The sequence below is a fragment of the Bradyrhizobium sp. genome (assembly GCF_049581145.1).
GTDB lineage: Bacteria > Pseudomonadota > Alphaproteobacteria > Rhizobiales > Xanthobacteraceae > Bradyrhizobium.
Genome location: NZ_JBAURI010000429.1, coordinates 1 through 4,056, shown reverse-complemented (window position 1 = coordinate 4,056; position 4,056 = coordinate 1). Strand labels below are relative to the sequence as shown.

Annotated in this window: 6 protein-coding genes; 2 read left to right on the top strand and 4 right to left on the bottom strand. The window is 63.8% G+C overall.

The features are described from left to right. Nucleotides 1-83 precede the first annotated feature (83 nt). Nucleotides 84-782, top strand: a complete 699-nt coding sequence (locus WCB02_RS14000; RefSeq protein ID WP_423958815.1) for an ArsR/SmtB family transcription factor — start codon at nt 84-86, stop codon at nt 780-782. Nucleotides 783-935: 153 nt separating this feature from the next. Beyond that, entirely contained in the window at nt 936-1,952 is a 1,017-nt protein-coding gene (locus WCB02_RS13995; protein WP_423958814.1) for an alpha/beta fold hydrolase, read from the top strand. A gap of 63 nt (nt 1,953-2,015) precedes the next feature. Here the strand turns inward: WCB02_RS13995 and WCB02_RS13990 are convergent, their stop codons facing one another. From WCB02_RS13990 to WCB02_RS13975, 4 genes are all read right to left on the bottom strand, one after another. Then, nucleotides 2,016-2,255, bottom strand: coding sequence for a GCG_CRPN prefix-to-repeats domain-containing protein (locus WCB02_RS13990; RefSeq protein WP_423958813.1), 240 nt, complete (start codon nt 2,253-2,255; stop codon nt 2,016-2,018). A 234-nt stretch (nt 2,256-2,489) separates the two neighbouring features. Then, complete coding sequence (locus tag WCB02_RS13985) at nt 2,490-2,834, bottom strand: hypothetical protein (RefSeq protein WP_423958812.1); 345 nt, start codon at nt 2,832-2,834, stop codon at nt 2,490-2,492. 437 nt (nt 2,835-3,271) lie between these two features. After that, nucleotides 3,272-3,619 (bottom strand): hypothetical protein, encoded by a 348-nt coding sequence (locus WCB02_RS13980; RefSeq protein WP_423958811.1) that lies wholly within the window; start codon nt 3,617-3,619, stop codon nt 3,272-3,274. A gap of 104 nt (nt 3,620-3,723) precedes the next feature. Beyond that, the coding region (locus WCB02_RS13975) for a carboxyl transferase domain-containing protein (protein ID WP_423958810.1) at nt 3,724-4,056 on the bottom strand (333 nt) is incomplete at its 5' end.

The following is a 4,056-nucleotide window of genomic DNA, read 5'->3' as shown; positions in this document are numbered from 1 at the left end:
GCTTTGCGCCACCCGTTGGCTCGCAATGACGGAGGCAAAAATACCGGCTTGTCGGCCATCGATGCTTCGGCTATGATCGAAGTATGAAAGTGGGCCCTGACATCGCGATGGTGGCCTCCCTGGTCGGCGATCCCGCCCGCGCCAACATGCTGACCGCGCTCATGAGCGGGCGCGCGCTGACCGCGAGCGAACTGGCGCAGGAGGCCGGCGTCACGCCGCAGACGGCGAGTTCGCATCTATCCAAACTTGAAGCCGGCGGCCTGATCGAGCCGGAAAAGCAGGGCCGCCACCGCTATTACCGCCTGACCGATCCAGATGTCGCCGGCGTCCTGGAGGGCCTCGCGGGGCTTGCGGCGCGCGCGGGCCATATGCGGGTCCGGACCGGACCGAAGGATCCGGAGCTGCGTCGCGCCCGGATCTGCTACGACCATCTCGCCGGCGATCTCGGCGTGCAGATGCTGGACAGCATGAAGGCGCAGCGGCTGGTACGCGCGAGGAAGCAGGACATCGAGCTGACCGCCGAAGGCGCGCGGTTCCTGGCAGACAGTCTGCAGATTTCCGAGGCGATGCTGGCGCATCCGCGCCGCCCGATATGCAAGGCGTGTCTCGACTGGAGCGAGCGGCGGCATCATCTCGCGGGCATGCTGGGAGCCGCGCTGATGCACCGCTTCACCGAATTGAAATGGGCGGCGCGCGATGCGACCCCGGGCAGCCGGGTGGTCAATTTCAGCCGCATTGGCGAGAAGCGGTTCGCGGCGCTGTTCGGGACCACCGAAGGCTAGGCGACCGAATTTCTCCAGGGCAGCCGTTCACGACGGTTTGTGCCTGATGGCCTTGACCCGTCCGTGCGGGCCGTTAATGCCGCTGTACCCTGAATCGGAACATGGATGCCTGGCACCCCGCCGGGCCCACAAATCAAACCGGCGGAGCTTTCGATGACTCGTCCATTCGCTGCAGCGCTGCTGCGTTGCGCGCTGCTGATCTTGCCAGTCGCGGCGGCCAATGCCGCCGAGCCGGCGCCGCGCGAACCCTACGGCATCGACCTCGAAGGCTTTCCCTATCCCTATCCGGTCGATCTGCTGCCGCTGGTCAATGACGGCGAGCAGTTGCGGATGGCCTATATGGATGTCGCCCCGGCGGCGCAGCCGAATGGCCGCAGCGTGGTGCTGCTGCACGGCCGCAACTTTCCCGCGAGCTATTGGGCGCCGGTGATCAAGACGCTGAGCGAGGCCGGCTATCGCGTCGTGGTGCCGGACCAGATCGGCTTCGGCAAATCCTCAAAACCCTGGGGCGAACTGCATTTCGACACGCTGGCGCGCAACACCATCGCGCTGCTCGATCACCTGCAGATCGCGAAGGCCGACATCGTCGCCCATTCAATGGGCGGCATGCTGGCGGTGCGCATCGTGCGCGCCTATCCGGACCGCATCGACCATCTGGTGCTGACCGCGCCGATCGGATTGGAAGACTACCGGCTCTATGTGCCGCCGACACCTTCGGAAAAGATCATGGCGGCCGAGGACAAGCTCACCGCCGACGGCTACCGCAAGCAGCTCGAGACCAATTACGCGCTCAAACTCCCCTACGACCAGGTGACGCCGCTGATCGAGGCGCGCTTCAACATCAAGGGCAGCGCCGACTATCCGCGCTGGCTGCGTGCCTTTGTCTCCTCGGGGCAGATGATCTACCGCGAACCGGTTGTGCATGAGATCCCGCTGATCACGCAGCCGACCCTGTTCATCATGGGCGCCGACGATCACAACGCGCCGGGCCGGCCGAACGCGCCGGAAGCGCTGCGGGCCAAGATGGGCCAGAACGCCGAGCTTGCCAAGGCGCTGGCGGCGCAAATGCCGAATGCCCGCGCCGAGGTGATCCCCAACACCGGGCATCTGGTGTTTCTCGAAGCGCGCGAAAAATACGACGCGCTGGTGCTGGGTTTTCTCGGGAAATGACGGCTGACAATTTACAACAAGGTCAGGCGGGGATCGCGAGCGGCGAACCCCGCCAAAATTCCGTTACCAGTTGCGGAAACACCGGCGGCCGTATGGACCGGAATGCCAACCGGGAGGGCAATTGTACATCGGGCGGCAGCCGCCATAGGGTCCACGATGCCCGCCGGGGCCGCAGCCGCCGGCGACGCGGATGATGGCGCCATCGTCGGAGGGCTGATTGAGCGGGGCCAGCGGCATCGCCTGCGACGCGGTAATGGCCGCAAGGCCGAGACCAAGGGCCAGGACAGGAGCAACAAGTTTCATGGGGATTGTCCTTTGAGTTTCAATGCCGCGGGAAGCGTCGGCCATGGTTACGAAAACAACATTGCGGGTCGTCAATTCTGCACCAGCAATGAGAGAATTGCGGAATCGATCTGAACGGTCGCTGAACCATGCGTTCACGACATTGACGGCAACACGACCAAGGCCGTGCCCGGCCGACGCCGTGCCCCGAAGTCCGGTCCCCGGCTCCCCTGGATCAGTCCAAATCCTGCGCCGCTACGGCGCAGGCGCGATCGTTGCCCCCGCTGATGGGATAAACTCCTCCACCAGGCCAAAGGCCTCGCGCGTGCGCGGCACATCCGGCCAATCGCGGTTGAAGTCGGCAACCAGCCGCTTCATGTCCTCGCCGGTCATGGCGCGATCGAGCGCGGCCTCATCTTCGAACAGATAGATCGCCAGATGCAGCGAAGGCTCGGTCAGGCTCCAGAAGCGCCAGGCTTTCGTTGCGCCGAACGATTTTGCCGCGTCCGGCAGATGTTCGGTCTGATACCATTTGTCGAAGGCGGCGCGCTTGCCGGGATCCAGAACGGTGGCGCGGACCACGAAGAAGGCTTGGGGCATGGGTGTCCTCCGGTTTTTCATTTTCCTTGGTCATTCCGGAGAAGGCCCAAGATTCGGCGTGCGGGCCACACCATGAGGCTGAACCCGGAATCCCGAAGCGAGAATCATCTGCTCGAGATTCCGCCTTCGCGCGATTGCGCGCCCCGGAATGACGGAGGTGCATGATACTCCAATACAAACCTTAAACCCACCTCCCACGCGTTCGCGTTTTCGCGAGCAGGCGCCCGGGATGACAGAGAGGAAACAGCCGCGTCTGGATCACCGATAGCAGCCCGACTGGAGCCGTAACCCGCCTTTTCGCCATCCACGGAGATTGATGCGGCGGATTACGCCCATTCGCCCCGCGCTTCGCACGGACCGAGTCGGCTCCAATCCGCCGTGCGAACGAGCAGATGGGTCTCGCGAAGAGATTCAACCTATCCTACGCGCTTCATTCCTCATCTCGGTTTCATCGGCGCGTTGCCAACCAGACGAAGGTCGATGCTGCCGATCAACGCCGAACGGCGCGCGTCCGCCGCGTCAATATTGGTGTCGGTCTGTCGCAACGTGCTGATGTTCGAGCCGAGCGACACGATCCCGCCCAGCATCAGGGCGATCGATCCGAGTGCTGTGGCAGGCCCTGATCCGAACAGGCCAAGGATCGCGATCAGCAGCAAGGCAGCACCGCCGACGATCGCTATCCTGGAAGCCAGAATGAGCTTCCGGCAGCGCTCGGCGATCTCGGCAAGCTCCTCGATCTGCGCTTCGATCTCGGAAATCTCATCGGTCGGATCGTCTTCGTTCATTGGATGATCATGGGGCGGAACAACGCGCGCGGAGGATGGCTGGCGGGAAGCGATGCCCATCACTTGCAATTGCGGAAGCGATGGGTTTCGAAGGGCGCAGCGCTTCACAACGGCAGATTGTCGTGCTTCTTCACGGGCATCTCGACATGCTTGTCCCTCAGCATCGCCAGCGCCCGCGCAATCCGCCGCCGCGTCGAATGCGGCATGATGACGTCGTCGATATAGCCGCGCTCGGCGGCGATGAAGGGGGACAGGAAGCGATCCTCGTATTCCTTGGTGCGGGCGGCGATTTTTTCGGGATCGGCGAGGTCGGCGCGGAAAATGATCTCGACCGCGCCCTTGGCGCCCATCACGGCGATCTGCGCGGTCGGCCAGGCGTAGTTCATGTCGGCGCCGATTTCCTTGGACGCCATGACGTCGAACGCGCCGCCATAGGC